General features: G+C 74.6%; 20 protein-coding genes and 1 rRNA gene. 15 read left to right on the top strand and 6 right to left on the bottom strand.

Annotated features, from left to right (window positions below; translation table 11 throughout):
- The first annotated feature begins 74 nt into the window (after positions 1-74).
- The 3 genes from rrf to IF27_RS15040 all read left to right on the top strand — a co-directional run bounded on the left by rrf (position 75) and on the right by IF27_RS15040 (position 2,205).
- Positions 75-191 (top strand): 5S ribosomal RNA (rrf, locus tag IF27_RS15050).
- A gap of 206 nt (positions 192-397) precedes the next feature.
- Complete coding sequence (locus IF27_RS31110; protein WP_190232973.1) at positions 398-1,447, top strand: hypothetical protein; 1,050 nt, start codon at positions 398-400, stop codon at positions 1,445-1,447.
- Complete coding sequence (locus tag IF27_RS15040; protein ID WP_052850074.1) at positions 1,429-2,205, top strand: hypothetical protein; 777 nt, start codon at positions 1,429-1,431, stop codon at positions 2,203-2,205. The genes IF27_RS31110 and IF27_RS15040 overlap by 19 nt, the downstream gene beginning before the upstream one ends.
- Here IF27_RS15040 and IF27_RS15035 read toward each other — a convergent pair.
- The 3 genes from IF27_RS15035 to IF27_RS15025 form a co-directional block, all read right to left on the bottom strand.
- A complete protein-coding gene (locus tag IF27_RS15035) occupies positions 2,196-3,980 on the bottom strand; it encodes an IucA/IucC family protein (protein ID WP_052850073.1) in 1,785 nt (594 codons plus the stop codon). The two genes, IF27_RS15040 and IF27_RS15035, sit on opposite strands and share 10 nt — an antisense overlap.
- Positions 3,977-4,552: a GNAT family N-acetyltransferase gene (locus tag IF27_RS15030; protein WP_052850072.1), complete on the bottom strand. Its 576-nt coding sequence runs from the start codon at positions 4,550-4,552 to the stop codon at positions 3,977-3,979. The genes IF27_RS15035 and IF27_RS15030 overlap by 4 nt, the downstream gene beginning before the upstream one ends.
- Positions 4,553-4,638: 86 nt before the next feature.
- Positions 4,639-5,910 carry a DUF1015 family protein gene (locus IF27_RS15025; RefSeq protein ID WP_052850071.1) on the bottom strand — a complete coding sequence of 424 codons (1,272 nt, stop codon included), beginning with the start codon at positions 5,908-5,910 and terminating at the stop codon, positions 4,639-4,641.
- A 19-nt stretch (positions 5,911-5,929) separates the two neighbouring features.
- Between IF27_RS15025 and IF27_RS15020 the strand changes: the two genes are divergently transcribed.
- Entirely contained in the window at positions 5,930-6,979 is a 1,050-nt protein-coding gene (locus IF27_RS15020; RefSeq protein WP_052850070.1) for an HAD hydrolase-like protein, read from the top strand.
- 6 nt (positions 6,980-6,985) lie between these two features.
- Here IF27_RS15020 and IF27_RS15015 read toward each other — a convergent pair whose 3' ends face one another.
- Positions 6,986-7,828, bottom strand: a complete 843-nt coding sequence (locus IF27_RS15015; protein WP_052850069.1) for a siderophore-interacting protein — start codon at positions 7,826-7,828, stop codon at positions 6,986-6,988.
- A 344-nt stretch (positions 7,829-8,172) separates the two neighbouring features.
- Between IF27_RS15015 and IF27_RS31105 the strand changes: the two genes are divergently transcribed.
- The 6 genes from IF27_RS31105 (at position 8,173) to IF27_RS14990 (ending at position 13,865) form a co-directional block, all read left to right on the top strand.
- Positions 8,173-8,514, top strand: coding sequence for a hypothetical protein (locus IF27_RS31105; RefSeq protein WP_190232969.1), 342 nt, complete (start codon positions 8,173-8,175; stop codon positions 8,512-8,514).
- 190 nt (positions 8,515-8,704) lie between these two features.
- Complete coding sequence (locus IF27_RS15010) at positions 8,705-8,974, top strand: hypothetical protein (protein WP_052850068.1); 270 nt, start codon at positions 8,705-8,707, stop codon at positions 8,972-8,974.
- A 4-nt stretch (positions 8,975-8,978) separates the two neighbouring features.
- Positions 8,979-9,803, top strand: a complete 825-nt coding sequence (locus tag IF27_RS15005) for a TlyA family RNA methyltransferase (RefSeq protein ID WP_052850067.1) — start codon at positions 8,979-8,981, stop codon at positions 9,801-9,803.
- The gene (locus IF27_RS15000) at positions 9,800-10,756 is read left to right on the top strand and encodes an NAD kinase (RefSeq protein ID WP_052850066.1); all 957 of its coding nucleotides are present in this window, start codon (positions 9,800-9,802) and stop codon (positions 10,754-10,756) included. The genes IF27_RS15005 and IF27_RS15000 overlap by 4 nt, the downstream gene beginning before the upstream one ends.
- Before the next feature lie 53 nt (positions 10,757-10,809).
- Entirely contained in the window at positions 10,810-12,588 is a 1,779-nt protein-coding gene (gene recN, locus IF27_RS14995) for a DNA repair protein RecN (RefSeq protein ID WP_052850065.1), read from the top strand.
- Positions 12,589-12,725: 137 nt separating this feature from the next.
- Positions 12,726-13,865, top strand: coding sequence for a glycosyltransferase family 4 protein (locus IF27_RS14990; protein ID WP_052850064.1), 1,140 nt, complete (start codon positions 12,726-12,728; stop codon positions 13,863-13,865).
- 18 nt (positions 13,866-13,883) lie between these two features.
- Here IF27_RS14990 and IF27_RS14985 read toward each other — a convergent pair whose 3' ends face one another.
- On the bottom strand, positions 13,884-14,915 hold the full coding sequence (locus tag IF27_RS14985) for a LacI family DNA-binding transcriptional regulator (protein ID WP_052850063.1): 1,032 nt from the start codon (positions 14,913-14,915) through the stop codon (positions 13,884-13,886).
- Between the two features lie 207 nt (positions 14,916-15,122).
- Between IF27_RS14985 and IF27_RS14980 the strand changes: the two genes are divergently transcribed.
- Positions 15,123-15,563 (top strand): YybH family protein, encoded by a 441-nt coding sequence (locus tag IF27_RS14980; protein ID WP_052850062.1) that lies wholly within the window; start codon positions 15,123-15,125, stop codon positions 15,561-15,563.
- 172 nt (positions 15,564-15,735) lie between these two features.
- On the opposite strand, the gene IF27_RS14975 is transcribed toward IF27_RS14980, so the two are convergent.
- The gene (locus tag IF27_RS14975) at positions 15,736-17,541 is read right to left on the bottom strand and encodes a glycoside hydrolase family 15 protein (protein WP_052850061.1); all 1,806 of its coding nucleotides are present in this window, start codon (positions 17,539-17,541) and stop codon (positions 15,736-15,738) included.
- A gap of 386 nt (positions 17,542-17,927) precedes the next feature.
- On the opposite strand from IF27_RS14975, the gene IF27_RS14970 reads away from it, so the two are divergent.
- The 4 genes from IF27_RS14970 (at position 17,928) to ald (ending at position 23,679) form a co-directional block, all read left to right on the top strand.
- A complete protein-coding gene (locus tag IF27_RS14970) occupies positions 17,928-19,598 on the top strand; it encodes a CTP synthase (RefSeq protein WP_052850107.1) in 1,671 nt (556 codons plus the stop codon).
- A gap of 13 nt (positions 19,599-19,611) precedes the next feature.
- Positions 19,612-20,256 (top strand): NUDIX domain-containing protein, encoded by a 645-nt coding sequence (locus tag IF27_RS14965; RefSeq protein ID WP_052850060.1) that lies wholly within the window; start codon positions 19,612-19,614, stop codon positions 20,254-20,256.
- A gap of 57 nt (positions 20,257-20,313) precedes the next feature.
- Positions 20,314-22,449, top strand: coding sequence for an AAA family ATPase (locus IF27_RS14960; RefSeq protein ID WP_190232968.1), 2,136 nt, complete (start codon positions 20,314-20,316; stop codon positions 22,447-22,449).
- Positions 22,450-22,563: 114 nt separating this feature from the next.
- Positions 22,564-23,679 (top strand): alanine dehydrogenase, encoded by a 1,116-nt coding sequence (gene ald / locus IF27_RS14955; RefSeq protein ID WP_052850106.1) that lies wholly within the window; start codon positions 22,564-22,566, stop codon positions 23,677-23,679.
- Positions 23,680-23,688: the final 9 nt, after the last annotated feature.

The following is a 23,688-nucleotide window of genomic DNA, read 5'->3' as shown; positions in this document are numbered from 1 at the left end:
CAACGGGTTGATAGGCCGGAGATGGAAGCCCTGTGAGGGGTGGAGTTGACCGGTACTAATAGGCCGAGGGCTTGTCCATAGATGCTCGCGTCCACGAAACGCCCGGTAACATTCCGAACCCGGAAGCTAAGCTCTCCAGCGCCGATGGTACTGCATGGGGGACCGTGTGGGAGAGTAGGACACCGCCGGACAATCTTTGATAGGACCTCTGGTTCTTCAGCGACATGCTGAAGAACCAGAGGTCCTTTTTTGTTTTTCCCTTTCGTGTGTAATGAGGCAGGAGTCATGTCAATGACGAATTCATCGGATGAGCGGCCGGCACGGTCGGAAAGCGAGTCGCGGGGTCCGCGGCGCGACGACGACCGTGGTGGTTTCCGCCGCGGTGGTGGGAATTGGCGTGACGATCGCCGTGACGACCGCCGTGGTGGCGATCGTGACGACCGTCCGCGTTCCTTCGAGCGCCGTGACGACCGGCCGTGGCGTGACCGCGGCGACGACCGGCGCGGGCCGAGCGACCGTGCTGGGCAACGTGGTGGTGAGCGGCGTGATGACCGTCCGCGTTCCGACCGTCCGTGGAGCGACCGCGGCCGTGAAGGTGGTGGGCGTGAAGGCGGCGGGGAGCGGCGTGAGTTCCGTCCCCGTGAGGACCGTGGCGGTAGCGGGCAGGGGTTCCGGCGCGATGACCGGCCCCGTTACGACCGTCCGCGCGATGACCGGCCGCGCTTTGACGACCGGCGTGGTGGTGAGCGGCGTGATGACCGTCCGCGCTCCGACCGTCCGTGGAGCGACCGCGGCCGTGAAGGTGGTGGGCGTGAAGGCGGTGGCGAGCGGCGTGAGTTCCGTCCCCGTGAGGACCGTGGGGGCAGTGCGCAGGGGTTCCGGCGTGACGATCGGCCCCGTTACGACCGTCCGCGCGATGACCGGCCGCGCTTTGACGACCGGCGTGGTGGTGAGCGGCGTGATGACCGTGGGGGGAGTGCGCAGGGGTTCCGGCGTGATGACCGGCCCCGGTACGACCGTCCCCGTGACGATCGACCGCGTTTCGATGATCGGCGTGGTGGTGAGCGGCGTGATGACCGTCCGCGTTCCGACCGTCCGTGGAGCGACCGCGGCCGTGAAGGTGGCGGGCGTGAAGGCGGTGGGCGTGAAGGCGGTGGCGAGCGGCGTGAGTTCCGTCCCCGCGACGACCGTGGGGGCAGTGCGCAGGGGTTCCGGCGCGATGACCGACCCAGGTACGACCGCCCCCGTGACGACCGGCGTGGCGGCGAGCGGCGCGATGACCGGCGTGACGGCCGGGGTGGCGCGCGCGGTGGTGGCTTCCGACGGGACGGCGACTTCCAGCGCTCGGGCCAGGGCCGTCCCGACCGTGAGCGCACCCAGCGCCTCCCCATCCCCGACGAGGTCACGGGCGACGAGATCGACCGCTCGGTGCGCCAGGAGCTGCTGAGCCTGCCGAAGACGCTGGCCGTCGATGTCGCGCGGAACCTCGTCATGGTGGCCAAGCTGCTGGACGAGGAGCCGGAGCGCGCCTACGCGTACTCGCGGGTCGCCCTGCGCCTCGCCTCCCGCGTCGGCGCGGTCCGTGAAGCCGCGGGCTTCGCGGCCTACGGCGTGGCCAAGTACGCCGAGGCGCTGACGGAGTTCCGCGCCGCGCGGCGCATGACGGGCTCGGTCCACCTCTGGCCGCTGATGGCCGACTGCGAGCGCGGCATCGGGCGGCCGGAACGCGCGCTGGCGATGGCCGGTGAGCCCGAGGTGCAGCAGCTCGACAAGGCGGGCCAGATCGAGATGCGGCTCGTCGCCGCCGGTGCCCGTCGCGACCTCGGCCAGGCCGACGCGGCCGTCGTGACGCTGGAGTGCGGTGAGCTGGGCTCCACGGCCGTCCACCCCTGGAGCGCGCGCCTGCGCTACGCGTACGCCGACGCGCTGCTGGCCGTGGGCCGGGAGCAGGACGCCCGCACCTGGTTCGCCAAGGCGCTCGACGCGGACCAGGGCGGCGTCACCAACGCGTCCGACCGGCTTGCGGAGCTGGACGGCGTCGAGTTCGTGGATGCGCTGGACCCCGATCTGGACGACGAGGACGAGGACGAGAGGGAAGGCGGGGCGGACGACCGGGCCGACGACCGTGCGGAGGACGCCCTGGACGAGGACGGCCCGGACGACGAGGACGGGCCCGAGGAGGCCGACGCGCGCGGTCAGGCGTAGGCGGCGAGGGGGTTCCGCAGGGTCCCGGCGTACTGGAGGGTGCTCGTCGGGTCCTGGAGGTCCACCATCTGCTGGTTGTCGCGCAGTTGCAGACGGTTCAGGCAGGACAGGGGGAACGTTTCCTTGAAGAGGTCGTGCTGCCTGAACCGTTCCGCGAACTGGGGGGCGGTCTTCTGGTAGTCGCGGACGCAGTCGGCGACCGCGCCCCAGAAGGTCGCCTCGTCCAGCACACCCTCCGCGCACAGCGTCGCGCTCAGGAAGCGGAAGAAGCAGTCGAACACGTCGGTGAGGACGGCGAGCGGCCACTCCTCGTCCGAGACGCGCGCCCGGATGCGCTCCACCTCGGGTGGCAGCGGCACGTCCGGGCTCATGACGGCGATCTCCTCGGCGATGTCCTTCATGATGACGCGCCGGGGCACGCCGTCCTTCAGGACGAGGATGAGGTTCTCGCCGTGGGGCATGTACGCGAGGTCGTAGGCGTACATGCTGTGCAGCAGCGGCGTCAGGTAGGCGCGCAGGTAGTGGCCCAGCCAGTCGGCCGGGGCGAGGCCCGACAGGGCGATGAGGGCGGCGGCGAGCGAGCGGCCGTCGCGGTCCACGTGGAGCAGCGAGGCCATCGTGGCGAGACGTTCGCCGGGCGCGAGCCCGGGGACGGGGCTCTCGCGCCACAGCGCCGCGAGCATCTTGAGGTAGGGCGACCCCTTCTCCGTCGCCGCCTCGAAGTGGCGGTGGTGGTAGCCGAGGGCGGCGCGCTCGCGCAGGATCGAGAAGCCGGTGTCCTTCAGGACGCCGTCGCGGGCGATCAGGTCGGCGAGCCAGTCGTTGATCGCCGGGGTCACCTCCATGTAGGCGGCGGACAGGCCGCGCAGGAAGCCCATGTTCAGCACCGAGATCGCCGTCTTGACGTAGTGCTTCTCCGGGTGCGCCGCGTTGAAGAAGGTGCGGATGGACTGCTGGGCGCGGTAGGTGTCGGGGCTCTCGCCGAGGAGGACGAGCCGCCGGTGGGCCAGCTCTCCCGCGAAGGTGACGGACAGCCGGTTGTGCCACTGCCAGGGGTGCGCCGGGAAGAAGTAGTAGTCCTCGGGGGCGAGGCCGAGGCCGGTGAGGCGGTCGGTGAACGCCGCGCGGGTCGCCTGGCTCAGTTCGGCGGCGATGAGCGTGTCGTAGTCGAGGTCGGTGCAGGACGTGAACGTCGCCACGTCGCGCCGGGCGGCGAGCCAGACGAGCCTGACCGGGGCGCCCGCCTCGGGCGCGTAGGCGTGGTACTCGGCCGAGTCGAAGCCGAGGCGGCCGTTGTTCGCGACGAAGCAGGGGTGGCCCTCCGTCATGCCCGCCTCGATGTCCTGGAATCCGGCCTCGGCCAGCTCGGCGGCCGACCTGGCGGGGAGGGAGAGCTTGTACGCGGCACCCGCCAGCGTCGAGGTGATCTCCTCCAGGTAGGTGGGCAGGACCGTGGCGGACAGGCCGAGGGTGGCGCGCAGCTCGGTGAAGAAGGCGAGGGCGTCGAGGGGGAGCGGGGCGCCGTCCGCCGTTCGTTCGCGGGTGATGCCCTCGGCGTCGATGTGCCAGTGGTCGAGGGCGTGACGCGTGGCGGTGAACCGGTAGGTGACGGTGTCGTCGTCGGTGGTGACGGAGTAGCGGCCGTCGGTGGGGTCCTGACGGGGGGTGAGCAGGCGCTCGTGCGAGAACTCGGCGAGCGCCTTGCGTATCAGATGGCGTTCCGCGCGCGCCCAGAGCGCGGGGGTGAGGTGCGCGGTGACGTCGGTGCTGGTCATCGGGTCGCTCCCGGGGAGACGGCGGTGGTGAACTGCGCGCGGGTGCAGAAGCTGAGGAGCGCGTCCTTGCCCGGCAGGGGGACGGTCCGCGCGGCTTCGAAGCCGACGGCGGCGTTGAGCCGGTGGACGGGCTCGTTGCGGATGTCGGGTTCGACGACGACGCGCCGGACGGACGGGTCGTCGAAGAGGAACGCCATGACGGTCGTGAGGACGGCGCGGGTGAAGCCGGGCTGCGGCGTGTCCGTGGGCGCCGTGAGGAAGTGCATGCCGATGTCGCCAGGCTGGACGGTGAAGGCGCGGCCGACCGGGTCCGCGGCCGGGTCGTAGCGCTCGGCGAGGAATGCGGGGCGGCCCTTGTGCAGGCCGAGGAACGCGTCGTGCGTCGGCCGTTCCGCGAGGGTGCGGTACTCCTTCTCGACGTCCTCCACCGTGGCGTCTCCCATCAGCCAGAAGACCGATTTGGGGTGGGTGAGCCAGCGGTGCAGGAGCGGGCTGTCGCGGCCGGGATCGACGGGGCGCAGGGCGAACTCGCCGAGGCGTGCGTCGTGTCGGGCGAAGAGGGCAGTGCTCACGGGACTCCCGGTGCGCGGTGGGAAACGACCGGAAGTGAGGTTAGCCTAACCTAACCTTGAGGTGCCAGGCGGGGCCGCCGGGCGCGTCAGGACTGGTCGGTGAGCGCGCGCATCACGAGGCCGGTGAGCGGTTTGGGGCCGAACGAGGTCGATTTGCGCGGCATGGTGACGCCCCGTTCGGCGAGCGCGCGGACGGTCTCCTCGCGCACGGGCCGCAGCAGGACCGCCGTGCCGCCGAGCCGCGCCGCCTGGGCGACTGCCGCCGGGGCGTCGTGCAGGTAGGCGATGGCGCCGGGGCGGTCGGGGACGTGCCACAGCGCGTCGAGCAGCGTCGCGTGCAGGACGGTCGCGTCGAGGCGGCGCCAGGCGGCGGGGCGGTCGGCGGGGACCGTGCGCTCCAGCAATGCGCGGTCGGGGCGGTCGAGCAGATGGAACGAGCCGCCGTTGTCGGCGAGGAGGAAGGCCGTCCCCGGCGTGGCGTCCAGGGTGCGCAGGGCCGCGTCGAGCGGGGCCGCGACCTGACGGACGCGGAACGCGCCGGTGAGCCGGGCGAGCGCGTCGGCGGGCCGTAGGCCGGGCAGGACGCGGTGGATCGCCTGCACGCGCAGCGGGTGTCTGGCGGTGTCCACGAGCAGGACGAGCGTCCGGTCCCACGGGGGGCGGGCGCCCTGCTCGTCGCGCAGCCGCAGGCAGGTGGCCCAGCGGTGGTGGCCGTCCGCGATGAGCGCGTGGTGGGCGGCGAGGGCGTGGGTGACGGCGGCCTGGCGGGCGGGGTCGGCGACGCGCCACAGGCGGTGCTCCACGCCGTCGTCCGTGGTGAGGGCGGTCCACGGGGGATCGGCCGCGGCGGTGTCCACGGCCGTGGCGGCGGCGTCGTCGGCGTGGCCGCGGTAGGAGAGGAGCAGCGGCTCGAAGTTGGTGGCCGTGGCGCGCAGCAGCGCGGCGCGTTCGGCGACCACGTCGGGCATGACGTCCTCGTGGGGGAGCACGACGCGCTCCGCCGGGGGTGTGAGGCGCAGGGCGCCGATCAGGCCGCGCTGGAGGACGGTGCCGGCGGCGCGCTGCTCGTACACGTACAGGGCGGGGAGGTCCTCGCGGACGAGGATTCCGTCGCGGCGCCAGGCGGTGAGGGTGGCTGCGGCACGGTCGGGGGAGGGCGGGAGGATGAGCCGGACGATGTTGTGCGCGTCCGCGGTCTCCAGGGCGCGCTGGCCGTCCGGCCGGACGACGACGTCGTACGGCGGCGAGGTGACGCCCGCCAGCCCTGCGGTCCGTCCAGGGGCGTAGCGCAGGGCGCGGAACGGGGCGAGATCGAGGCCGCTGGTGCGCACCCTGGCATCGTAGGCCGCCGGTGTCATGGGGGATGATCGGTGCGAGATGACTGATACGAAGAATCCTCGAACGCGTCCCGACGGCTCCGGCCGCGCGCTGCACACGGCCTACGACACCGCGCTGCTCGACCTGGACGGCGTGGTCTACGCGGGCGGTGACGCGCTGCCGCACGCCGTCGCGTCCCTGCGTGCCGCGGAGGCGGGCGGGATGGGGCTCGCCTACGTCACCAACAACGCGGCGCGGACGCCCGCGACGGTCGCCGAGCATCTGACGCGGCTCGGTGTGCCCGCCGACGCGTCCGAGGTCGTCACGTCCGCGCAGGCCGTCGCCCGGGTGATCGCCGACGACGTCCCGGCCGGGTCGCGCGTGCTGTGTTCGGGCGGCGAGGGGCTGCGCGTGGCGCTGCGGGAGCGCGGCCTGGTCCCGGTGGACTCCGCCGACGACGACCCTGCGGCCGTCGTCCAGGGGTACGGCGGCCCCGACATGCGCTGGGCGCTGGTCTCCGAGGCGGCGCTCGCGGTGTGGCGCGGCGTGCCGTGGTACGCGTCGAACACCGACCTGACGATTCCGAGCGGGCGCGGCATCATGCCGGGGAACGGGACGGCGGTGGAGGTCGTGCGGCTCGCCTCCGGGCGGACGGCGGGGCCGGTGGTGGCGGGGAAGCCGCTGCCGCCGATGCACCGCGAGACGATCCTGCGGACCGGCGCGAGCAGCCCCCTCGTGGTGGGCGACCGGCTCGACACGGACATCGAGGGCGCCCACGCCGGGGGCGTGGACTCGCTGCTGGTCCTGACGGGGGTGACGACGCCCGCCGGGCTGCTGACGGCACGTCCCGACCACCGGCCGACGTACGTCGCCGCCGATCTGCGGGGCCTGCTCGTCCCGCACCCCGAGGTGGTGCGGGACGGCGGGGACGCCTGGCGCTGCGGCGGCGTCCGTGCCCTGGTGCGGGACGGGCGGCTCGTCACCGAGGGCGAGGGGGACGCGCTGGACGGCCTGCGCGCCCTGTGTGCGGCGGCCTGGACGGCGGCCGGGGACGGGAGTTGCGAGCTGTCGGCCGGGGAGGCGCTGGAGCGGCTGGGGTTCGCCGCGTAGGGGTGGTCAGGCCGTGGCGGCGATGGCCTCCTGGATGAGGGTGTCCTCGGAGGCGTGGCGGCGCCAGTAGCCGGTGAACGTGACGTGGCGCCGGTCCATGCCGCGCTCGCCGACCAGGTGGCGGCGCAGCGCACGGACACTGCTCGCCTCGCCCGCGATCCACGCGTACGGCGCGCTTCCGGGTAGGGGGGTGGCGCGCAGGGCGGTGAGCAGGGGGTCCTCCTCGGATGCCGGGTGGGGGACGGCCGGGTGCGTCAGCCAGGTGATGTCGGCGTCGGCGCGGGTGGGCAGGTGCTGGTGGTCGGCGGGGTCGGTCGTCTCGACCAGGACGGTCGCCGGGGTGCCGGGCGGGAGCCAGGCGAGGATTCCGGCGATGGCGGGCAGCGCGGAGGCGTCGCCCGCCAGGAGTACGGCGTCCGTCGCTGCGGGAGGGTGGAAGCCGATTCCGGCGTTCTCGTCCTCCACCGGGCCGAGGATGGTGGCCGGGTCGCCGGGGCGCACGCGCGTGGCCCAGGACGACGCGGGGCCCGGGTGGGGGTGCAGCGCGAAGTCGATGTCCAGTTCGCCCGCGTCGCGGCGCAGTTCGCGGACGGTGTAGGTGCGCATGAACGCGCGCTCGGCCGGGTGCATGCGCTGCCAGGCGGTCCACCAGTTGGCCGCGTCGTCGCGGGGCACGGCGATCGTCCGCTGGCCGGGGTGGGGCACGAACAGCTTGATCCGCTGGTCACGGCCCGCGTGTCCGACGGCGGCGATCTGCCCGCCGCCCAGGGTGACGCGGAGGAAGCCGGGGCCGAGACGGGTGGTGCGCAGGACGTCGAGGTCGAAGAAGGCGAAGGGAGCCGTGGCCATGGTGCGGGGTCCTTTCAGCGGGGGCGGCCGGACGGGGGGTGTGCGGGGCCGGTGCCTGGTTCCCGCCGGACGTCGGAGGCCGCGCGCGGCGGCGCGGGACGTGCGGGATGCGGACACAGGGCCCTGCGCTCTCCCCCCGGGAGGCCGGGGCACGAGGTCCGTAAGCGAGGTTAGGCTAACCTAACTCTACGGTGGTCCGGGAGGCCGCGTGCGGGGGGCCGGGGAGCGCGACCGGCGCGTTCGTGCCGTGCCGGCGGCGGGCGGAGCGGCGTGGACGGCGGCGGCTTCCGGGCCCGCGGCTGGTGATGTGACGCACTGTCAGACCCTGGCCCTAGGGTGTGGGCATGGTCGCTTTCCTCTTTGCTCGCGAACTGTCCCTCGGCCCTCTGCTCACCGCTCGCGCCCTGTTGGCGGGGCCCGATCCGGCCGGGGTGATCCGGCTGCTCGCCCGTGCGACGGGTGAAGCCGCGCGGTTGGCGGCGGTGGTGTGCCGCACCTCGGCGGAACGCCGTCGGCCGGTGGACGCGCTGCGCGGACGGCGGATACTCGGCCTCGACGCGGCGCGCGGCCCTCCCGCCGCCGCGCGGGCACATCGGAACGGTCAACGCGGTGGCCGCCGCCATGACCGGTGGGACCTCGGGAACCGTGCTTGTGCGGCGCCGACCGGGTCCTCCCCCGGCCCGTGACCGCGCTGGCGCTCTCCAGGTGGGGACAGCCGGTCGTCCGCCCCGACGACGACGTCGCCGCCCGACACGGCGGCCCGGAGGGAGGTGAAGCGATGAATCGACACAGGATCGGCGCGCCGCCCGCCGCCTGCGCGCGCCGCCCGCCCGATCCGGCGGTCGGGCGCCACGGCCACCGGGTAGCGTCGGGGGCATGGACGCGCCCCACCTCACCCCGGCCCAGGCCCCCGCCGAGCCGCTGCCGCCCGAGCCCGCCACCCCGGAAGCCGCTCCCGACGACGGCCCGCGGCCCCTCGGCATCGGCGTCACGCCCACGGGCCACGCGCCGCTCGACGCGCGCCTCCAGCGCCTCACCGACGCCGACCGCGTCGGCGTCACGGGTCACTTGGAGGTCTACGAGGACGTCCACCGCGCGCTGCGCGAGACCCTGTCAGGACTCGACCGCCCCGCCCCGGGGGCCTGACGCCATGTCACCCGCCACGCAGCGCCGCCTCGCCCGCCTCGACGCCGAACTCGTCCGCAGGAAGCTCGCCCGCTCCCGCGAGCACGCCAGGACCCTTATCGAGGCGGGGCGCGTCACCGTGAACGGCTCGCCCGCCGCGAAACCCGCCACCCAGGTCGCCACCAGCGCGGCCCTCGTCGTCACCGAGGACCGCTCCGACCCCGAGTACGTCTCGCGCGGCGGCCACAAACTGGCCGGTGCGTTCGCGGCGTTCACGCCCCGCGGGCTCGTCGTCGCCGGGCGCCGCGCCCTCGACGCCGGGGCCTCCACGGGCGGCTTCACCGACGTGCTGCTGCGCGCGGGCGCCGCGCACGTCGTCGCCGTGGACGTCGGCTACGGGCAGCTCGCCTGGTCGCTCCAGGCCGACGCGCGTGTCACCGTCAAGGACCGCACCAACGTCAGGGACCTGACGCCGGACGACCTCGACGGCGAGCCTGCCGGGCTGGTCGTCGGCGACCTGTCGTTCATCCCGCTCGGCCTCGTGCTCCCCGCGCTCACGCGCTGCGCCGCGCCGGACGCCGACCTCGTCCTCATGGTGAAGCCGCAGTTCGAGGTCGGCAGGGAACGCCTCGGCAGCGGCGGCGTCGTCCGCAGCCCCGCGCTGCGGGCCGAGGCGGTGCGCGGGGTCGCCGAGCGCGCCGCCGCCCTGGGGCTCGGTGTGCGGGGCGTCACGGCAAGCCCGCTGCCCGGCCCGTCAGGCAATGTTGAATACTTTCTGTGGCTTCACGCCGGGGCGCCGCCACTCGACCCGGCCGACCTCGACCGCGCCGTGACAGAGGGACCCCAGTGACCAGCAGCCCAGGCACTTCCGGCGGGACCGGGCGACCGGCGCCGGACCGCACCGTCTTCCTGCTCGCCCACACCGGCCGCCCTGCGGCCATCCGCAGCGCCGAGCTGGTCGTGCAGGGCCTCCTCGCGCACGGCATCGGCGTGCGCGTGCTCGCCGAGGAGGCCGCCGACCTGAGCCTGCCCGAGGCCGCCGAGTGCGTCGAGAAGGCCGCCGCCACCGACGACGGCGCCCGCGCGGCCGTCGAGGGCTGCGAACTGCTCGTCGTCCTCGGCGGCGACGGGACGCTCCTGCGCGGCGCCGAGTTCTCCCGCGCCACCGGCGTGCCCCTGCTCGGCGTCAACCTCGGGCGTGTCGGCTTCCTCGCCGAGGCGGAGCGCGACGACCTCGACCAGGTCGTGGACCGCGTGGTGCGCCGGGCGTACGAGGTCGAGGAGCGCATGACGCTCGACGTCACCGTCCTCGTGGACGGGGAGACGCGGCACACCGACTGGGCGCTGAACGAGGCGTCCGTCGAGAAGGCGGCGCGCGAGCGCCTGCTCGAAGTCGTCACCGAGGTGGACGGCCGCCCCGTCTCCGGCTTCGGCGGCGACGGCGTCGTCTGCGCCACGCCCACCGGGTCCACCGCCTACGCCTTCTCCGCCGGGGGACCCGTCGTCTGGCCCGAGGTCGAGGCACTTCTCATGGTGCCGATCAGCGCGCACGCCCTCTTCGCGAAGCCCCTCGTCACGGCCCCGAACTCGGTCCTGGCCGTCGAGATCCGGCCGGGGACAGGACCCGGCGTCCTGTGGTGCGACGGACGCCGCACGGTCGAACTGCCCGCGGGCGCACGGGTGGAGGTGCGGCGCGGCGCGGTGCCCGTCCGGCTGGCCAGGCTGCACCACGCGCCGTTCACGGACCGGCTCGTCGCGAAGTTCGCGCTGCCCGTGGCGGGCTGGCGGGGGGCCCCGCACTGAGTTTCGTACGGATGTTCGGGTCCCGTCGTCGCCATCGCGCCCCTTAACCTCGTATGGTCGTATCCGTGTTGGAGGAGATGCGGATCAAGGACCTCGGCGTGATCGACGACGCCGTGGTCGAGCTGTCCACCGGATTCACCGCCGTGACGGGCGAGACCGGGGCCGGCAAGACCATGGTCGTCACCAGCCTCGGGCTGCTGCTGGGCGGGCGCGCCGACGCCGGCTACGTGCGCGCCGGGGCACCGGCCGCCGTCGTCGAGGGCCGCCTCGCCCTCCCACCGGACGCCCCGGCCGCCCGCCGGGCCGCCGAGGCGGGCGCCGACCTGGACGAGGGCGTGCTCCTCGTCAGCCGGACCATCTCGGCCGAGGGCAGGTCACGCGCGCACGTCGGCGGCCGGTCGGTGCCCGCCGGGCTGCTCGCCGAGCTGGGCGAGGACCTCGTCGCCGTCCACGGGCAGACCGACCAGCAGGGCCTCCTGCGGCCCGCCCGCCAGCGCGGCGCCCTCGACCGGTACGCGGGCGACGCCGTCGCCGTGCCGCTCGCCGCCTACCAGGACACGTACCGCCGCCTGCGCGCCGTCAACAGCACGCTCGCCGAACTCACCACCCGGGCGCGCGAACGTGCCCAGGAGGCCGACCTCCTGCGCTTCGGCCTCGACGAGGTCGCCGCCGCCGAGCCCCGGCCAGGCGAGGACGCCGAACTGGCCGCCGAGGCCGCCCGCCTCGGCCACGCCGAGGCCCTCGCCTCCGCCGCCGCACTCGCCCACGGCGCGCTCGCCGGGGACCCGGCCGACCCCGAGGGCGTGGACGCCGGGACCCTCGTCGCCGGTGCCCACCGCGCCCTGAACGCCGTGCGCGGCCACGACGCCGACCTCGCCGGTCTCGGCGACCGGCTCGGCGAGGTCGCCATCCTCCTCGCCGACGTCGCCCAGGAACTCGCCGGATACGCCGACGGCCTCGACGCCGACCCGCTGCGCCTGGCCGCCGTCGAGGAGCGCCGCGCCGCGCTCGCCCACCTCGTACGCAAGTACGCCGAGCCGGGCGCTGCGGCCGAGGGCGGCTGCTCCGCCGTCCTGGCCTGGGCGGAACGCGGCGCCGCCCGCCTCGCGGAACTCGAAGGCGACGACGACCGCATCGGCACGCTGACCGCCGAGCGCGACACCCTGCGCGTGGCCCTCACCGACCTGGCCCGCACCCTCACCGACGCCCGGCACGACGCCGCCAAGCGCTTCGCCGACGCCGTCACCGCCGAGCTGACGCAGCTCGCCATGCCGCACGCCCGCGTCCAGTTCGCCGTGACCCAGCCCGACGCCGCGCCGGGCGAGGACGCCCTCACGCTCGACGGCCGCCAGGTCGCCTACGGCCCGCACGGCGCCGACGACGTCGAGCTCCTCCTCGCCCCGCACCCCGGCGCCCCCGCCCGCCCCGTCGCCAAGGGCGCGTCCGGCGGCGAGCTGTCCCGCGTGATGCTCGCCATCGAGGTCGTCTTCGCCGACGCCGCGCCCGTCCCGACCTACCTGTTCGACGAGGTGGACGCCGGTATCGGCGGCAAGGCGGCCGTCGAGGTCGGACGCCGCCTCGCGAAGCTCGCCGAGTCCGCGCAGGTCGTCGTCGTCACCCACCTGCCGCAGGTCGCGGCGTTCGCCGACCGCCACCTGGTGGTCGAGAAGACCAGCGACGGCACGGTGACCAGCAGCGGGGTCCGCACGGTCCACGGCGAGGGCCGCGTCCGCGAACTGTCCCGCATGCTCGCCGGGCAGGAGGACTCGCACCTCGCCCGCGCGCACGCCGAGGAACTCCTCGCCACCGCGGCCCGGCTCGGGCGGGGATAGCCCGTGCGAGTGGCCGCGCTACCGCCGCCGGTACCGGGACTGGCATCCTGGACCCCCCGCGACCCCAGCGAACGAGAGGCCGCCGTGAGTCACGCGCGTCCACGAGCGCGGTCAGCCCTCCTGCGGCGGGAGGCGCCGTGAGCGGCCCGTCCGCCGCCCACCACGGCCCCGGCCCGCTGCACGTCGTCCAGCTCCTCGGGGGCGGCAGCGCGGGCACGGGGGCACACGTCAGGTCCCTGTCCGCCGGGCTCGTCGCCCGCGGCCTGACCGTCACCGTCTGCGCCCCGGCCTCCGCCGAGCGGCGCTACGACTTCACCGGCGCGGGCGCCCGGTTCGTCCCCGTCCCCGTCACGACGCGCCGCGCGGCCGTCGGCATCCTGCGGACCGTCTGCGCCGGGGCCGACCTGGTCCACGCGCACGGCATGCGCGCCGGGACGCTCGCCGCCCTCGCCCGCCGCCGCCGCGACACCAGCCCCCTCGTCGTCACCTGGCACACCCGCTCCACCACCCCGGGGCTCCGCGCCCGCGTCCGGCGGCTGACCGAGAGCTGGGTCGCGCGCACCGCGTCCGTCGTCCTGGGCGCGACCTCCGACCTGGTCGAACGCGCCCGCAGGCGCGGGGCCCGCGACGCGCGGCTCGCGCCCGTCGCCCTGCCCGCCCCACCGGCCGCCCAGGACACCGCGCAGGTTCCCGGGGGCGCCGCCACCGACCCGCACAAGCTGCGCGCCGACCTGGGCGCCGTGGACCGGCCGCTCCTGCTGACCGTGACCCGCCTCGACCGCGACCCCAGCCTCGACGTCCTGCTGACGGCCGCCCGCGCCTGGCGCGGCCTCACACCGCAGCCCTTGCTGCTCGTCGCGGGCGAGGGGCCGGGCCGCGCGGCCCTCCAGCGCCGCATCGACCGCGAACGGCTCCCCGTGCGGCTGCTCGGCGGCTGCCCCGACCCCGCGCGGCTCCTCGCCGCGGCCGACGCCGCGCTCCTCGTCGTCGAGTGGGCGGGGCGGGCGCCGCTCGCCCTGGAGGCGCTGCGCCGGGGCGTGCCGCTGGTCGCCACGGCGGTGGGCGGCGTGCCCGAGATGGTCGGGGAGGCGGCCGTCCTGGTGCCGTACGGCGACCCCGTCGCGCTCGGCGTGGCCGTCCGCGCCCTGCTCGGCGACCCGGCGGGACGCGCCGCGCTGGCCGCGGCGGGCCGCGTGCGGGCCGGGAGCTGGCCGACCGAGGACACCACCGTCGCGCACGTCCTCAGCGTCTACGACGAGCTGACGCGCACGGGCTGACGCACGGGCTGACGCGCGTCACGTCGAGTCGCGCACGACCAGCTGCGCCGGGGTGACGATCGACGCCAGGGGCTCGTCCGGCGGCCCGTCCGGGGGGAGCAGCCGCAGCAGCAGCGCCGCCATCAGCTCGCCCATCCGCCGCACGTCCTGCCGTACGGTCGTCAGCGCCGGTTCCGACCAGGCGGCGGGCTCCAGGTCGTCGTACCCCATCACCGCCACGTCGTCGGGCACCCGCAGCCCCCTCGCGCGCAGGACGCGCAGGACGCCGGTGGCCATCAGGTCGTTCCCGGCGAACACGGCGTCGGGCGCGGGCGAGCGGTCCAGCAGCTCCGCCATGGCGCGGGCGCCGCCCTCGGCGGTGAAGTCCCCGTGGACCAGCAGCGCGGGGTCGGGCGTGGCACGGCCGAGGGCGTCCAGGTAGCCGTCCAGCCGGTCCACGGCGGCCGTCTGGTCCAGCGGGCCGGTGATCACCGCGATGCGCCGCCTGCCGCGCGCCAGGAGGTGCCGTACGGCCTGGCGGGCGCCGTCCCGGTTGTCCGTGTCCACGTAGAGGAGGCCGGGGTCGTCCGCCGCGCCCGGCCAGCCGGGGCGTCCGCCGTACACCGTGGGCAGCCCGGAGGCCGCGGCCATGGCGGGCAGGGGGTCGTCGGTGTGCACCGAGAACATGAGCACGCCGTCCACGTGGCCGCCGGAGAGGTAGCGCTCGATGCGCTCGTAGTCGGTGCGGCCCTCCAGCAGCATGAGCAGCAACTGCATGCCGTGCGCGGACAGTTCGCCGCCTATGCCGCGCAACTGCTGCGCGAAGAACGGGTCGGCGAAGACGCGCGTCTCCGGTTCCGCGATGACGACGGCGACCGCGCCCGTGCGGCGGGTCACCAGGCTGCGGGCCGCGAAGTTGGGCACGTAGCCCAGCGCGGCCACCGAACGGCGTACGCGTTCGCGCAGCTCGGCGCGCACGCCTGGGGTGCCGTTCACGACGCGGGAGACGGTGGCGCGGGAGACACCGGCGTGCGCCGCAACGGCCTCCAGGGTGGGATGGGCAGGCTGCACCCGATCGCTCCTTTCCCCGACGCGGGGTCCGACGCCGCCGACGTGCGGCGGCGGAGTGCTGGGACATGGTGCGAGAGCGCTTTCATCCTCTCGCGCCGACGCCCCCGCCACACCACCGCCCCGGCCGTGACCTCATGTCCCGGGCCGCTGTCTCGTCATACCGGTGGAGAAGCGGGAAGGTCCGCACGAGGAGAGGAACGGGTGCCGATGTCCACACAGCGCGACAGGGACGAGGGCGAGGTCAGGCGGCGGCTCGACATGATCGTCGAGGGGATCCGGGCGAAGGACGCGGGGATCCTGGAGCGGGTCTACGCGGCGGACGTCGTCTCCTTCGACGTCGAGCCGCCGCTGCGGCACGTCGGGCGCGAGGCGAAGATGCGGAACTGGGCGAAGGTGTTCACGTTCTTCCAGGACGTCGGCTACGAGATGCGCGACCTGACGGTCGCCGTGGACGGGGATGTGGCCTTCGCGTACTGCCTCGCCCGCCTCAGCGGCACGCTGCAGAACGGGGTGGCGACGGACGGGATGTGGGTCCGGGGCACCTTCTGTCTCCGCAGGACCGACGGCACCTGGTTGGTCGCGCACGACCAGGCGTCCGTGCCGTTCGACCTCACGACCGGCAGGGGAGTGGCCGACCTTGAGCCCTGAACCCCGGGGGCCGTCGAGGCCGTGCGGGCGGCATCGTCCCCCACGACGTCGCCCTGTGGTGCGGCTCCCTTCGGACAAGGACCGGACCGCCTGAGCGCGCCCTGAACGGCTCCCGGGGCCCGGCGAGGAGGCGGACACCTCCTCGCCGGGCCCCGGGACGCGCGCGCCCGCCTCAGCCGCCGTACGCGCCCGACGCGGTGAGCCGCAGCGCCGTGTCGATCAGCGGCACATGGCTGAACGCCTGCGGGAAGTTCCCCACCTGCCGCATCCGCCGCGGGTCCCACTCCTCGGCCAGGAGCCCGAGGTCGTTGCGCAGCGCGAGCAGCTTCTCGAAGAGCTTGCGCGCCTCGTCCACCCGCCCGATCATCGCGAGGTCGTCCGCCAGCCAGAACGAGCAGGCGAGGAACGCGCCCTCGTCGCCCTCCAGGCCGTCCACGCCCGCCTGGTCACCTGCCGTGGGGTAGCGCAGGATGAAGCCGTCCAGCGTGGACAGCTCCCGCTGGATCGCCTCGATCGTGCCGATCACCCGCTTGTCGTCCGGCGGCAGGAAGCCCATCTGCGGGATCAGCAGCAGCGAGGCGTCCAGCTCCTTGGAGCCGTACGACTGGGTGAACGTGTTCCGTTCCTTGTCGTAGCCCTTCTCGCAGACCTCGCGGTGGATCTCGTCCCGCAGGTCACGCCAGCGCTCCAGCGGGCCGTCCACCTCGCCCGACTCGATGAGCCGCACGGTCCTGTCCACCGCCACCCAGGCCATCACCTTGGAGTGGACGAAGTGACGGCGCGGGCCGCGGACCTCCCAGATGCCCTCGTCCGGCTCGTTCCAGTGGTCCTCCAGGTAGCGGATCAGCTTCAGCTGGAGAAGATTGGCGTGATCGTTGCGGGCCAGACCGGTCATGTGCGCCAGGTGCAGCGCCTCGGTGACCTCGCCGTACACGTCCAGCTGGAGCTGCGCCGCCGCGCCGTTGCCGACCCGGACGGGCTGCGAGTTCTCGTAGCCGGGCAGCCAGCTCAGCTCCGCCTCCGACAGCTCGCGGTCGCCCGCGATGCTGTACATGATCTGGAGGTTCTGCGGATCACCCGCCACCGCGCGCAGCAGCCATTCACGCCAGGCGCGCGCCTCCTCGTGGTAGCCCGTGCGCAGCAGCGAGGAGAGCGTGATCGCCGCGTCGCGCAGCCAGGTGAAGCGGTAGTCCCAGTTCCGGGAGCCGCCGATCTCCTCGGGCAGCGACGTGGTCGGCGCCGCGACGATGCCGCCGGTGGGCGCGTACGTCAGCGCCTTCAGCGTGATCAGCGAGCGGACCACGGCCTCGCGGTACGGCCCGTGGTACGTGCACTGCGCGACCCAGTCCCGCCAGAACTCGGCGGTCGTCTCCAGCGCCTCCTCCGCGTTCGGCACCGGCGGCGGCTCCTTGTGGGACGGCTGCCAGCTGATCGCGAACGTGACCCGGTCGCCGGGGGCGACCGTGAAGTCGGAGTACGTCGTCAGGTTCTTGCCGTACGTGTCCACGCTCGTGTCGAGCCACACGGAGTCCGGCCCGGCGACCGCGACCGTCCGGTCCGCGACCTTGTGCACCCACGGCACGACCCAGCCGTAGGAGAACCGCATGCGCAGCACCGAGCGCATCGGCACACGGCCGCTGACGCCCTCCACGATGCGCACCAGCTGCGGCGCGTCCGTGCCGCGCGGCGGCATGAAGTCGATCACCCGGACGGTGCCGCGCGGGGTGTCCCACTCGGACTCCAGGATCAGCGAGTCGCCCCGGTAGCGCCGCCGGCTGGCCGGCGGCGGGGGAGCGTCCTTGCCATGGGCGGGTCCCAGCCGCCAGAAGCCGTGTTCCTCCGTGCCCAGGAGCCCGGCGAACACGGCGTGGGAGTCGAATCTGGGCAGACACATCCAGTCGGCCGAGCCGTCCCGGCAGATGAGCGCGGCGGTCTGCATGTCCCCGACGAGTGCGTAGTCCTCGATACGCCCGGCCACTTGCGTCTCCAGTCGAACAGCGCTCCGCCCCCCGTGGGACGTGCGGGTTTCCGTCGCCCATTCGAGCGTCCGAGCAGAATACGACGGGACCAGGCCCCTCGCGCGTCGCGTGGCGGAGACGGTGACACGGCGCTGGGTGAGCTTGTTCACGTTGCGTGCGATAAGTCGGGATCGGGTTCAGCGAGTCTTCAGCGAGCCGTCAGCGCACGTGCGTGGCCCTCCCGCGCCGCGGACCGGTCCCGTCCGCTGTTACCCTGGTAGCCCGTGGACCGGAGGGCAGCCGAACCCCCGAAATCCAGCGACGGCAACCAGACCCGCACGAGGCACCGCCTCCGCCGGGCGCCGTCACGCATCCGATCTCGCGACCACGGGAGCTTCTGTTGGCCATTCCGCCCAGTACCACGACGACCAAGCACATCTTCGTCACCGGCGGGGTCGCCTCGTCGCTCGGCAAGGGCCTCACCGCGTCCAGCCTGGGAGCACTGCTCAAGGCGCGCGGCCTGCGCGTCACCATGCAGAAGCTCGACCCGTACCTGAACGTCGATCCCGGCACGATGAACCCGTTCCAGCACGGCGAGGTGTTCGTCACCGACGACGGCGCGGAGACCGACCTCGACATCGGGCACTACGAGCGGTTCCTCGACGTCAACCTCGACGGCAGCGCCAACGTCACCACCGGCCAGATCTACTCCACGGTGATCGCCAAGGAGCGGCGCGGCGAGTACCTGGGCGACACCGTGCAGGTCATCCCGCACATCACCAACGAGATCAAGCACCGCATCCGCCGCATGGCGGGCGACGACGTGGACGTCGTCATCACCGAGGTCGGCGGCACCGTCGGCGACATCGAGTCGCTGCCGTTCCTGGAGTCCGTGCGCCAGGTGCGGCACGAGGTGGGCCGCGACAACGTCTTCGTCGTCCACATCTCCCTGCTCCCCTACATCGGCCCGTCGGGCGAGCTGAAGACCAAGCCGACGCAGCACTCGGTCTCCGCGCTGCGCAGCATCGGCATCCAGCCGGACGCCATCGTCCTGCGCGCCGACCGCGAGGTGCCGCTCGCCATCAAGCGCAAGATCTCGCTGATGTGCGACGTGGACGAGGCCGCCGTCGTCGCCGCGATCGACGCCAAGTCGATCTACGACATCCCGAAGGTGCTGCACGGCGAGGGCCTCGACGCGTACGTCGTCCGCCGCCTCGACCTGCCGTTCCGCGACGTCAACTGGACGCAGTGGAACGACCTGCTGCGCCGCGTCCACCACCCCGAGCACGACGTGACGGTCGCCCTCGTCGGCAAGTACATCGACCTGCCGGACGCCTACCTGTCGGTCACCGAGGCGCTGCGCGCCGGGGGCTTCGCGAACAACGCGCGGGTCCGCGTCAAGTGGGTCACCTCGGACGACTGCCGCACCGCCGCGGGCGCCGCCGAGCAGCTCGGCGACGTGGACGCGATCTGCGTGCCCGGCGGCTTCGGCGAGCGCGGCGTCGAGGGCAAGATCTCCGCGATCCGCTTCGCCCGCGAGAACCGCGTCCCGCTCCTCGGCCTGTGCCTGGGCCTCCAGTGCGTCGTCATCGAGGCCGCGCGCCACCTCGCGGGCATCGAGACGGCCGGTTCCACCGAGTTCGACCAGGGCACCCCGCACCCGGTCATCTCGACCATGGAGGAGCAGCTGGACATCGTCGGCGGCGAGGGCGACATGGGCGGCACGATGCGCCTGGGCATGTACCCGGCGCGGCTCGCCGAGGGCTCGCTCGTGCGCGAGGCGTACGGCGACGTGCCGTCCGTCGAGGAGCGCCACCGCCACCGCTACGAGGTCAACAACGCCTACCGCGCCGAGCTGGAGAAGGCCGGGCTCGTGTTCTCCGGCACCTCGCCGGACAACCAGCTCGTCGAGTACGTCGAGTACCCGCGCGAGGTGCACCCCTACCTGGTCGCCACGCAGGCGCACCCCGAGCTGCGGTCGCGCCCGACGCGCCCGCACCCGCTGTTCGCCGGGCTGGTGCGCGCCGCCGTCGCCGCGCGGTCGGCGGCGGACGTCACGCCGGGCGCCGGTGCGTAGGACACTGACTGCCATGACCGAGCAGACCGGCGACTTCCTCGCCGACACACCGGCACACTGGCCCGTCACCGTCACGGAGACCCCCTTCACGGGCAACAAGACCAGCGTCCGCGCCGACGAGGTGGTGATGCCCGACGGGTCCGCCGCCCGCCGCGACTACCAGGTGCACCCCGGCTCGGTGGCCGTCCTCGCGCTCGACGAGCGGGACGAGGCCGTCGTCATCGAGCAGTACCGCCACCCCGTGCGCCACAAGCTGTGGGAGATCCCCGCCGGGCTCCTCGACGTGCCGGGCGAGAACCCGCTGCACGCCGCGCAGCGCGAGCTGTACGAGGAGGCGCACGTCAAGGCCGACGAGTGGCACGTCCTGGCCGACGTGTACACCTCGCCCGGCGGTTCCGACGAGGCCGTGCGGATCTTCCTCGCGACCGGGCTGTCGGACGCGACGGGCGAGCGGTTCGCGGCGACCGAGGAGGAGGCCGACATGCGGCGCGCACGGGTGCCACTGGCCGACCTGGTCGGGGCCGTGCTCGCAGGACGGGTCCACAACACGTGCCTCGTGGTCGGCGTGCTGGCCCTCCAGGCGGCGCGCTCGGGCGACGGCGTGCAGGCGCTGCGCCCGGCGAACGCTCCCTGGCCCGCGCGCCCGTTCGGTGCCTGACGTGCGCTGACGTGTCCTGACCGGCCCGCGCGCCGACCGTGGCATACGCTCGGGCGCGTGAGCGACGTGACGCACCCGACAGTCACCGACAGGCCACCCGCGCCCGAGTTCCTGGGCCGCCGCCGCGAGCTGGCGGCGCTGCGCTCCGACATCGAACGGGCCGGTCTTGACACGCTCGCGGGCCGCCCGGCCCCCCGCTGCCGCGTCCTGCTGATCGCGGGGCGGCCCGGCACGGGCCGCTCCGCCCTGGCCGCCAAGTTCGCCCGCGAACTGGCCGCCGCGGGGGACCACCCCGACGGCGTGCTCCACGCACGCCTCACCGACCCGGGGGGCGCGGCCGTCCCGGTCGCGCATGTCGCCCGCGGGCTGCTGGCCGCCCTGGGCGAGCCAACCCCGCCGGGCGCGGACGGCGACGAGCTGAGCGACACGCTGCGCGAGGCCCTGGCGGAGCGGCGCGCCGTCCTCGTCCTGGACGACGTGCACAGCGCCGCGCAGCTCAGCGACCTCGTCCCCGACAGCCGGGACAGCCTCGTCGTCGCCGTCGCGCGCGGCCCGCTGACCGGGGTGCCCGACGTCAGGCCCTGCACGCTCGGCGGCCTCGACCGGCAGACCGCCGTACGGCTGCTGGCGCGCGGCGCGGGGCCGGTGCGCGTCACCGTGGACCCCACCGCCGCCGAGAGCCTGGCCGAGGAGTGCGCCGACCTGCCCGCGGCGCTCGTCCTCGTCGCGGGGTGGCTCGGTGCCCATCCCGAGGCGACGGTCGCGGACGCCCTGCACCGGATGCGCGCCGACCACATCGGCCCGCTCCTCGCCGAAGGTGCGGACGGCGCCGGGCCGGACAGCGCCGTGGAGAGCGCCGAAGAGGCCGACGACACCCCGGCGGCCGACCCCGGCCCCGAGGAAGACCCCGGCCTCGCGGACGGCCCGCTGCGCCGCGCGTTCGGCCTCGTCCACGCCTCCCTGCCCGCACCGGCCGCCCGGCTCCTGCGCCTGCTCACCCTCGCGCCCCCCGGCACGGTGGACGCGCACACCGCCGCCGCCCTCGCGGGCTGCCCGGTGCAGGCGGCCCGCGCGGCCCTCGCCGAGTTCGCGGCACTCGGGCTGCTGCGCCCCGCGCCCGAACCGGGCCAGTACCTCCTGCCCCGCTGCTTCGAGGCGCTCCTCCAGGCCCTGACGCGCACACAGGAACGCCCGGCCGAGGTCGTCCTCGCCCGCGCCCGGATGCTGGAGCGTACGGTCCGGCGGCTGCGCGCGGCCGAGGCCGTCACCGAGCCCCCCGGCTCCGCCGCCCGCCGCTGGCTCTCCGGCCTGCCCGCCGCGCTCCGCTTCGAGACACGGGAGGCCGCCGCGGGCTGGCTCACCGCGCGCGGCCCCGCCCTGCTCGCCGCCGCCCGGCTGGCCGTCGCGGACGGCGGCCTCGACACCCTGGCACGCCGCCTGCTGTCCGCGCTGACCCGCGCCCTCGTCGCGCACCGGGGCGGCGAGGGCGCCGCCTGGGAGCTGTACCAGCTGCACGAACTGGTCGTCCAGGTGGCCACCCGGCAACGGCTGCCGCGCGAACTGGCCGCCGCGCACCTCAACCTCGGCGACATCGACGCGCGCGCGGACCGTCACGCCAAGGCGCTCGTCCGCTACCGCGCGGCCCTCGACGCGGCCAGGGACGAACGCGACCAGGCCGACTCCGCCACCCTCGGCCGCGCCCTGGAATCCATCGGCGACGCCTACACCGAACTGCGCGACCCCCAGCGCGCCGCCGACTGGTACGGCCGCGCCCTGGCCCTGGCCCAGTCGCGCGGCGACCTGGACGGCACGGCGCGCCTGCACGGCCGCATCGGCGCCGCCCTCGTCCGCGACGAGCAGTGGAACGACGCGCTGCGCGCGTGGCGCGCGGCGGGCGCAGCGCACCGGCGCCGCGGCGACATGGCGGCGCAGGCCCACGCGCTCGCCGAGGCGGCCCGCGTCCTGGAGTACGCCGACCGGACGCGGGAAGCCGTACGCACGGCGGGGGACGCGCTGCGACTCGCGGTCAGGGCCGGTGACCGGCGCCTCCAGGCGGCGCTGCACCTGCTGCTCGTGGACTGCGCCGAGCGCCTGGGGGACGCGCCGGCCGCGGACCGTCACCGGGCCGCCGCCGAGGAGGCGCTGAACCCGGCCGTCCTGTCGCTGCCCGAGGCGCTTGGTTTCGAAACGTAGCCATCAGCTCGAACAGGCTGACTGAAAGCAAGGCTGGACAACGACAAGCCCTTCAATACACTGGCCATGCAGGAGCGCTGTGCAGTGCCGTACGAGCCGAGGAACGTGATCCGCATGAAGGTCGGCATCCCCCGCGAGGTCAAGAACAACGAGTTCCGCGTCGCCATCACCCCGGCGGGCGTCCACGAACTCGTCATGGCAGGTCACGACGTCGCCCTGGAACGCGGCGCCGGGCTCGGCTCGGCCATCCCCGACGAGGAGTACACCGCCGCGGGCGCCACGCTGCTGCCCACGGCCGACGACGTCTGGGGCACCGCCGACCTGGTGCTGAAGGTCAAGGAGCCGGTCGCCGAGGAGTACCACCGCCTCCGCAAGGACCAGGTGCTCTTCACCTATCTGCACCTGGCCGCCTCCCGCGAGTGCACCGACGCGCTGCTGGCCTCGGGCATCACCGCGGTCGCGTACGAGACGGTCGAGACGCCGGGGCGCGCCCTGCCGCTGCTCGCGCCGATGTCCGAGGTCGCGGGCCGGATCGCCCCGCAGGTCGGCGCGTACCACCTCATGCGGTCGGCGGGCGGGCGCGGCGTGCTGCCCGGCGGCGTGCCCGGCACCCCGGCGGGGCGCGCGGTGATCATCGGCGGCGGCGTCTCCGGCTTCCACGCGACGCAGATCGCCGTCGGCATGGGCTTCCACGTGACGCTGCTGGACACCGACGCCGCCCGGCTCCGCGAGGCCGACCGCGTGTTCGGCACCCGCGTGCAGACGGCCGCGTCCAACGCCTACGCGCTGGAGCGCGCCGTCCTCGACGCCGACCTCGTCGTGGGCGCGGTGCTCGTGCCCGGCGCCCGCGCGCCGAAGCTGGTGCCCGACGCCCTGGTGGCCCGGATGAAGCCGGGAAGTGTGCTTGTCGATATCGCCATCGACCAGGGCGGCTGCTTCGAGGGGGCGCGCCCGACGACCCACGCCGAACCCACCTTCCGCGTCCACGACTCGGTGTTCTACTGCGTGGCCAACATGCCGGGGGTCGTCCCGAGCACCTCCACCTGGGCGCTGACCAACGCGACGCTGCCGTACGTCTCCCGCCTCGCGCGGCACGGCTGGCGCGACGCGCTGCGGCACGATCCCGCGCTGGCCCTGGGGCTCAACGTCCATGAGGGGCAGGTGGTCTCGGCACCCGTCGCCGAGGCCCACGGTCTGCCGCACACCGAACTCCGGTCCGTGCTCGGCTGACCGCGGGGA

The sequence above is a fragment of the Streptomyces avicenniae genome (assembly GCF_000719135.1).
Lineage (GTDB): Bacteria > Actinomycetota > Actinomycetes > Streptomycetales > Streptomycetaceae > Streptomyces > Streptomyces avicenniae.
Note: the sequence above shows the minus strand (reverse complement) of the source record. Positions and strands in the feature narration are given on the sequence as shown.

Coding starts and splice junctions, on each gene's coding strand:
- IF27_RS15035 (WP_052850073.1), bottom strand. CDS start 3,980: ATGACCAGCACCGACGTCACCGCGCACCTCACCCCCGCGCTCTGGGCG.
- IF27_RS15025 (WP_052850071.1), bottom strand. CDS start 5,910: ATGACACCGGCGGCCTACGATGCCAGGGTGCGCACCAGCGGCCTCGAT.
- IF27_RS15020 (WP_052850070.1), top strand. CDS start 5,930: ATGACTGATACGAAGAATCCTCGAACGCGTCCCGACGGCTCCGGCCGC.
- IF27_RS15015 (WP_052850069.1), bottom strand. CDS start 7,828: ATGGCCACGGCTCCCTTCGCCTTCTTCGACCTCGACGTCCTGCGCACC.
- IF27_RS31105 (WP_190232969.1), top strand. CDS start 8,173: ATGGTCGCTTTCCTCTTTGCTCGCGAACTGTCCCTCGGCCCTCTGCTC.
- IF27_RS15010 (WP_052850068.1), top strand. CDS start 8,705: ATGGACGCGCCCCACCTCACCCCGGCCCAGGCCCCCGCCGAGCCGCTG.
- IF27_RS15005 (WP_052850067.1), top strand. CDS start 8,979: ATGTCACCCGCCACGCAGCGCCGCCTCGCCCGCCTCGACGCCGAACTC.
- recN (WP_052850065.1), top strand. CDS start 10,810: ATGGTCGTATCCGTGTTGGAGGAGATGCGGATCAAGGACCTCGGCGTG.
- IF27_RS14980 (WP_052850062.1), top strand. CDS start 15,123: ATGTCCACACAGCGCGACAGGGACGAGGGCGAGGTCAGGCGGCGGCTC.
- IF27_RS14965 (WP_052850060.1), top strand. CDS start 19,612: ATGACCGAGCAGACCGGCGACTTCCTCGCCGACACACCGGCACACTGG.
- ald (WP_052850106.1), top strand. CDS start 22,564: ATGAAGGTCGGCATCCCCCGCGAGGTCAAGAACAACGAGTTCCGCGTC.